Genomic DNA, 6,252 nt, shown 5'->3' with positions numbered 1-6,252 from the left:
AGGGCAGAGGCGGGGCATGCCCCGCCTCTTACACCACATCTCTGTGCGCTACCGGTTGAGTTTCAAAACGGGCGTTTTCGGCGCCATCGAGCCTCCAAAGGCGACCCGCCGCGCACTTTGGGACAAAAACAAAAACTCAAAGCCCTGAGTTTGAAAAAAGTTTTTGAGGTTGTCCCAACTTTTGTCCCCGAAGCCGACGAAACGCGACATCGCGTCATTCGGCGGCACGCGTTCCGTGTCGATGCCGAAAACTGGGTGCAACTGGAATGACGGGACGGCAGAACCGACGCCATCGAGTGGGAATAGAACAGGCGTTCGATAAAATAATATAGTATTAGATAGCGGGCACGGTTTCAATCGAATCCGTGTCCGCTGCTGTATGTGTGTCCTTGCACGCCCAATATGTGCCGTAAAAGCCGTCTTCTTCAACGTCAAAGTGAATGGGCTTCATTTTTGCCTTTTAAAATCTAATTTTCACGATTTGCATTTTCATCCCGTTGTCACCGACCCTTGCGAGAAACCGGAAAAAGCCGCTGACAGAAGGGTCTCTCAAATCGTTGTAACCCAGCATATAGCCGCGACTTGTGACCTGTAGACGGCTGTTCCACGTGCCGATTTCCTTGGCGGCATCCGAAACCGCAAAATATGCCCCCACATCCTTGATTTTTGCAGTCTTAAGCCATGTTTTTGCGATCATCTTTACTGCCGTCCGATTGGCAGCATCAAAGACCAGCACACCGCCGGGGAAAGCGTCCGCCATCCCCCGCACCAGTTCCCGGACCTGCTGGGTCAGAAAGTAATAGAACACTCCGGAGGCAAAGAACACCGCCCCGCCGGAGGCATCGATTTTGCCAAACCATGCGGTGTCTTTCAGGTCGCAGGGGATATTTTGTTCTCGATCCCCGGCGGGCAGCAGCTGCTGCCGCAAGGCAATCACATCCGGGAAGTCCAGATTGTAGATCTTGCATCTACCGTTGTCGCAGGTTCTGCCGGTGTTGTCCAGCCCGCAGCCCAGATTGACCACCGCCGCATTGGGGTGGTCTTTCAGGTAATCCCGCACCTCGAAAGCAAGATCACCCTGCCGCATGGCCACCTCCAGCGCACCAAAGCGCTGCATCAGGCTGCGGGAGTTTTTCTCTGCCTCTGAAAAGTCGTAGTCGATCTGGCCGAGCAGACGAACCGCTGTTTCATCCTTGTAAAGGTTCGGGTACAACTCCGTACACAGCTTCCGGGAATACAGCGGGAGGATCAGCGTCTCCTGCACGGTGTTTTTCTCAATTTTACATTTCATAGGTTTCTTCCTCAGTGAATAAAAACTGTCATAATTGCCGCCAGCACAGCCGCTATGACCGGCATGCCTAACTCATGTGCAGGATGGATGCAAAAATGCCCGTGCTTGATGCCCTTACTTCCGCGCCGTGATGCAGAGCCACTTTTTCTTTTTGCGTATCTGCACCTCGTGAAAACCCGCCTGCTCCAGATACGCCTTTAATTCAATGTCCTTGTAGACGGTCATGCCGCCGATGATCTGCGTCCACCTCTCGTCCTTGTCCGTATCGCCATTGCTCTCGTTGCAGATGAGAATTGTCCCGCCTGGCTTCAGCGTCCGCCAGACCTCACGGAGGCATCGGGGCAAATCAGGCCAAAAATAGACGGTCTCAAAGGCCGTGGCGGCATCGAAGTAGCTATCCTCAAACACCATATCCGCCACACTGCCTTGCAGAACGGCGCAACGCCCCTCCTGAATTGCAATTCGGTTGAGCTTTCTAGTCTTCTCCACGCTGACGGGCGAATAGTCGACGCCCTTGACGACGCCATGCGGGCATTTTTTCAGCAGCCGTTTTATATTCGCCCCGCCGCCGCAGCCGCAATCCAGCACCTTGGCATTTGGCGCAAGTCGTAGAAATCGAAGCCCCCACCGCGCCACAGGGCTGTGGCCCAGGTTCATCATGGCAACCATAAGTTTTCCGCCGAGGCCCACGGGCTTGCGGGTGTTTTCAAAGAACGACATCTGGCCCCTCCGATTTCGTGCATTCCGCATAGGTCAACGGGAACGAGGCCTTCAGCACCGCGCTTTTCCGCACCGCCCAGCCGTTTTGACGCAGGAAACGCAGGTATTCCTCGCTTGTCCACCCGCTGTGGAGGGGGAATCCCGCCATACTCATGAAAAAGGCTTTTGCCTTGCCGGAAACCGAGTTCCCCGCGTGGGTGAAGGTTGGCGCGATGAGCACGCCGTCGTCCTTCAGCACCCGCCTGATTTCTTGCAGGGCCTTTTCCGGATGCGGCACTATGTGAAGTGCGTTGGACACGATCACCACTTCGAAGGACTTCTGTGCATAGGGCAGGCGGAACATATCTTGTACGGAAAAGTGCAGCTTTGCGGATTGATTGTCCCGCTTTGCTTCAAGGATCATCTTTGCAGAGGCGTCCGTAGCCTCGATGCGCGCCGCCGCATCCACGACGCTCTTTGCGATGAGCCCCGTGCCGGTGGCAACCTCCAGCACGGTCTTTGCTTTCACCACCGGCCGGATCAGCCCATACATCTTCTCATACGCCGCCCGGTCGTTTCGCATGAAACGGTCGTACCGACCAGCATTCCTGTCCCAGAAGTCCTTGCGTTCGTGCATGGCCATCGCCCCCAAACAGTTAGAGCCATCTAACTATAACACACGAATCATGCAGTAAGATGAGGCTAACCTTCTTTTCTTGGCTAAGACGCATCTCTTCGGTTTTCGCTTATAACGGCGCGAATCAGATACTAGGCTGGAGCTGAAGAAAGAGCTCGGCGGACAGGTAGGTCGATACCGGTTCCCGGAACGGTGATCCAGCCAATTACACCAGGGCCCTAGTCATTGAGTGGGAATAGAAAATTCCTTAGTTATGGGGGTATAAATTTGATTTCCTTTAGGATACCCCCCCCATAACTATATGAATTGACCTGCTGACTCCAATGAAGATTGGAGGGCAACTGCCAGGGGTGACGGCCCAGCGAGTGTTATTTTGCGAGCTATGCGCGTTGAAAGCGACCTTTCGTGGCATAAACTACTTGCCGGAAGCCGCGGCTTTCAGAGTACGGCTTACGTGTACGTTTAACCTCCGTGGGCGACGGGGTGCCGCAAGGCGTAGAATATCGCCCACCTGTAGGGGCCTGCAGCGATGCGGGCCCCACTTCGTATGAAGAGGCGCAACCGGTGAAGGTCGTATCCATCTCCCAGGACTTCTTTGACCTCGTCGAGGGCGACCGCGAGCTCATGCTTAAGCACAATCTCCCCTGCATCGTGGTGGTGAGGCTGCGTTTCCGCGGGAAGCGCAGGGACTTCGCCGTGCCGCTGCATTCCAACATCGCCCCCAACGTGCCCAAAGACCAGTACTTTGCGTTGCCACCCCGCCCCACGACGAGCCCCGGCTGTCGCCACGGCATCCACTACATCAAGATGTTCCCCATAACCAAGTCCTACCAGCGCCGCTTCAGGACCGAGGGCTCGGCCTACTACGAGACGCTCCAGCGCATCATCGACGGCAACATCAAGCGCATTGTCTCCGAGTGTCAGGCGTACCTCGACCGCTACGAGCGCGAGGGAAGGCCCCGCTTCGCCGTCGACATCGACCGCATCGTGGGCCTGCTGGAGGGCGAGAAGTAGGGCGCCTCGGCTCAACCCCGAGCATGCGGAACCGCTTCACATTTTTGAACGCCGCGCGCCCCAAATACCCGAGAAATAGGCCATGAGGTGCGGCGGCGCACTCGTGCCTGCGCGCAGCCATCTCCATCAGCGTCTACGGTGCGCTACAACATCGCGGGCAAACCGCCTGACAAGCCGAGCATTCTGATCGTTCCGTCTATGAGCTACGTTGCCGTGCGGGGCAAGGGCGATCCCAATGCCGAAGGCGGCGCGTAGCAGAACGCGCTGCCGATGCCCTACGGCGTTGCCTATACCATCAAGATGTCGAAGAAGGGCCCGCGTGAAATCGAAGGCTATTTCGACTTCGTCGTGCCGCCACTCGAGGGCTTCTGGTGGCAAGACCGCGCCGATGGCGAGATCGATTACACGAGGAAGGACGACTTCAACTTTATCTCGTGCATCCGCCTGCCCGATTTCGTCACTCGCGAGGATTTCGACTGGGCCGTTTCGGAAGCTGCCACCAAGAAGAAGCTGGACTTCTCGGCGGTCGAGCTGCTGAGGGTCGACGAGGGCCTTTGCGTTCAGTGCATGCACACTGGGCCTTACGACGACGAGACGACGACCATAGACGCCATGCGCACATTTGCAGCGGAACGGGGCTACGCCCCCGACTTCTCCGAATTCCGCCTGCATCACGAAATCTACCTTTCCGATCCGCGCAAGTGTGTGCCGGAGAAGCTCAAGACCGTGATCCGCCATTCCATCAAGCCGATTTAGCGAAACGAGCGCCGCCGTGCGGTCCGGCTTTGGGGTTTATCAATTGGCAGTCCGCGATGATCGAGCAGGCTGTCTGCCTCCCGGCAGGTGCGTAATTCCTTTAGTCGATTCATCTCGAGGTGCGTTCTTTGCTCATCTTGTGGCGCAGAGTTATGAAACTCCCAAAAGTGTAATCAGATTCGAGTTTTAGGAGCAGCTCTTGAAAGGCGATAGACTGAAACGCCGTAATAGATACCTCGAGGAAGCGATGCTCTTTCGTGATGCCGACCTTATCAAGGTAAGCACGGGCGCGCGAAGGATAAAGCGCAGGGGACGACCTCTCTATGCCACACGTTACGACCTGCACGTTAAGGCGCTCCTCAAGACGAATTCAAATGAATGAGTGAGCATCATTGTCCCCGAGGGCAAAGCAAGGCCGTTTTAGGGGCAGCGAAACTGGATTTATCGATCCTCTTGATCCAATCCAAGTTCTTTCAACTCTTTTTCGTTTTGGATATCTTCGGCGGTATTCTTGCCAGTGACAGCACCGTAGGCCTCTTTTATGCCGTTTTTCACTGCCCATTTGATAACGAAATGCAGCGCAATCATCATTCCGAGCAGTTGCGGTGAGTGTCGACATTCGCCGATATAACATGGACACAACGTCCCGTTTGTGTTCTTCAATCGCCTGCACGTTCTTCCTATTCTTGGGTTGTCGAACAAGCCATAGAGAAAAGGAAGAAAACATGGACACCGACAAGACCTGCGCGGAATCGATCGCCAAGCAATACGCGCCCAAAAGCGCCTCCAAGCTCACCGCGCTCAAGAAGCTCGATGCCAAAGCAAAGCGCCCCGCGAACGTCTTCGCCTACAGCTTTGGCATCGCTTCCTCGCTGTTGTTGGGTGTGGGCATGTGCCTGACCATGGGTGTGCTGGGACCTGGCGAGGGCACGTTGTTTGTGCTCGGAATCGTCCTTGGTATCTTGGGTATCGCAGGCGCAAGCGTGAACCTTGTTCTGTATCGCTGGATTCTGGAAACCTCTAAGAAGAAATACGCCTTTGAGATAATGGAGCTTGCCAAGGGAATTGCCGGCGAATAGCTTTTGGCATCAGGGAGAGGCAGGCTTGGGTGAACAGGCAGCAGAGCAGATACTTTACGACGGCGCAGCTTATGGACGAGGCTTTGCTCGACTTGCTGCAGAACAAGGGCGCGGAGTTCATAACCGTTAAGGAGATTTGCAAGAAGGCCGGGGTGGGGCGCTCTACGTTCTACCTTCACTGCCAGGGTGTCCCTGACCTCGTGAAGGAGTGTTCGGAGCATGTGAACACCAAGTTCTTCGAGCGCTTTGAACAAAGCGCCGCAGACACGATCGGGGCTATCCGTACGGCTTCCCTCGATGAGCTCGTTTTCGTAACCGACGAGTATCTGAGGCCCTACCTCGAGTTCGTCCAAGACAACTGCTCCATCTATCGCGCGATGCTCGCAAACGGGCATACGCTGCAAGCTCAGGAGCGATTCGAGGCCCTAGCGAAGCACATCATCGACCCAGTGTTGGAGCGCTTTGGCTATCCCAGCGAGCAGCGGGCCTTCGTCATCAGTTTTTATGTGCATGGGCTCTCTGCCGTGGTACAGGACTGGATTCGGAGCGGCTGCGAAACGCCTATCGATGAGATGGCGCGCATTATCAAAACCTGCGTGCACCCGAACGGCACGAACCGACGTCTTGCCAACGCTAAAGAGAGGCGCGAATGAAACGATGTGACGGCGACGCCCCCTAGGCGCCAAGAGCGCGGGCCGCGCATCCGCCTTGAGAATACTGCGGAAGGAACGGGAAGCGAAAGCAGCAATCTACCTTGGTAAAGGGCGTGTATCCCT

At 55.8% G+C, this 6,252-nt stretch carries 8 protein-coding genes and 1 pseudogene; 5 read left to right on the top strand and 4 right to left on the bottom strand.

Annotation, left to right across the window (positions count from 1 at the left end; translation table 11 throughout):
- Nucleotides 1-270: hypothetical protein (locus DW645_RS10095; protein WP_233540718.1), on the top strand; the 270-nt coding region annotated here is incomplete at its 5' end.
- A 190-nt stretch (nucleotides 271-460) separates the two neighbouring features.
- Here DW645_RS10095 and DW645_RS05275 read toward each other — a convergent pair.
- The 3 genes from DW645_RS05275 to DW645_RS05265 all read right to left on the bottom strand — a co-directional run bounded on the left by DW645_RS05275 (nucleotide 461) and on the right by DW645_RS05265 (nucleotide 2,627).
- The gene (locus tag DW645_RS05275; RefSeq protein ID WP_117583316.1) at nucleotides 461-1,291 is read right to left on the bottom strand and encodes a class I SAM-dependent methyltransferase; all 831 of its coding nucleotides are present in this window, start codon (nucleotides 1,289-1,291) and stop codon (nucleotides 461-463) included.
- Nucleotides 1,292-1,405: 114 nt separating this feature from the next.
- On the bottom strand, nucleotides 1,406-2,011 hold the full coding sequence (locus DW645_RS05270) for a class I SAM-dependent methyltransferase (RefSeq protein ID WP_118226674.1): 606 nt from the start codon (nucleotides 2,009-2,011) through the stop codon (nucleotides 1,406-1,408).
- A complete protein-coding gene (locus DW645_RS05265; protein WP_117635928.1) occupies nucleotides 1,998-2,627 on the bottom strand; it encodes a class I SAM-dependent methyltransferase in 630 nt (209 codons plus the stop codon). Before DW645_RS05265 ends, DW645_RS05270 begins: the two co-directional genes overlap by 14 nt.
- A gap of 564 nt (nucleotides 2,628-3,191) precedes the next feature.
- Between DW645_RS05265 and DW645_RS05260 the strand changes: the two genes are divergently transcribed.
- Complete coding sequence (locus tag DW645_RS05260) at nucleotides 3,192-3,641, top strand: hypothetical protein (RefSeq protein ID WP_118226672.1); 450 nt, start codon at nucleotides 3,192-3,194, stop codon at nucleotides 3,639-3,641.
- 138 nt (nucleotides 3,642-3,779) lie between these two features.
- Nucleotides 3,780-4,397: pseudogene (locus tag DW645_RS05255) on the top strand (GyrI-like domain-containing protein).
- Nucleotides 4,398-4,838: 441 nt separating this feature from the next.
- Here DW645_RS05255 and DW645_RS09890 read toward each other — a convergent pair.
- Nucleotides 4,839-5,060, bottom strand: a complete 222-nt coding sequence (locus DW645_RS09890) for a DUF6019 family protein (protein WP_147356633.1) — start codon at nucleotides 5,058-5,060, stop codon at nucleotides 4,839-4,841.
- Nucleotides 5,061-5,122: 62 nt separating this feature from the next.
- Here DW645_RS09890 and DW645_RS05245 point away from each other — a divergent pair, with 62 nt between their 5' ends.
- Both DW645_RS05245 and DW645_RS05240 read left to right on the top strand, forming a co-directional pair.
- Nucleotides 5,123-5,476: a dihydropteridine reductase gene (locus DW645_RS05245; protein WP_117765235.1), complete on the top strand. Its 354-nt coding sequence runs from the start codon at nucleotides 5,123-5,125 to the stop codon at nucleotides 5,474-5,476.
- A gap of 29 nt (nucleotides 5,477-5,505) precedes the next feature.
- The gene (locus DW645_RS05240) at nucleotides 5,506-6,129 is read left to right on the top strand and encodes a TetR/AcrR family transcriptional regulator (RefSeq protein ID WP_118226668.1); all 624 of its coding nucleotides are present in this window, start codon (nucleotides 5,506-5,508) and stop codon (nucleotides 6,127-6,129) included.
- Nucleotides 6,130-6,252 lie beyond the last annotated feature (123 nt).

The organism is Collinsella sp. AM23-17 (assembly GCF_003470945.1).
Taxonomy (GTDB): Bacteria; Actinomycetota; Coriobacteriia; order Coriobacteriales; family Coriobacteriaceae; genus Collinsella; species Collinsella aerofaciens_O.
Note: the sequence above shows the minus strand (reverse complement) of the source record. Positions and strands in the feature narration are given on the sequence as shown.